Source organism: Robertmurraya sp. DFI.2.37 (genome assembly GCF_029211245.1).
Classification (GTDB): domain Bacteria; phylum Bacillota; class Bacilli; order Bacillales; family Cytobacillaceae; genus Robertmurraya; species Robertmurraya methanolica_A.
Map to the genome: position 1 here is coordinate 1 of NZ_JARGEJ010000961.1, position 255 is coordinate 255.

Sequence of the window (255 nt, forward strand, 5' to 3'; positions counted from 1 at the left end):
TGAGGAAATACGGAATAGTCTGTCCTCATAGAAAGGCAAATCCTTATAAAAAAATCGCTAAAGCAACAAAGGAGCATCAAGTCGTAGCCAATAAGTTAAACAGAGAGTTTAAGCAGGGTATACCAGGTAAAGTTTTATTAACGGATATTACATATTTGCCATATAACGGAAATAGTATGGCTTATTTGTCAACCGTAAAAGATGCTTCCACTAACGAAATCCTAGCTTATCATGTTTCTGACCGTATTACTTTAG

1 pseudogene is annotated in these 255 nt (G+C 35.3%); it reads left to right on the plus strand.

Going from position 1 to position 255, the window contains the following annotated elements:
- A pseudogene (locus PZE06_RS29340) lies at nt 1-255 on the plus strand (IS3 family transposase); the annotation flags it as partial.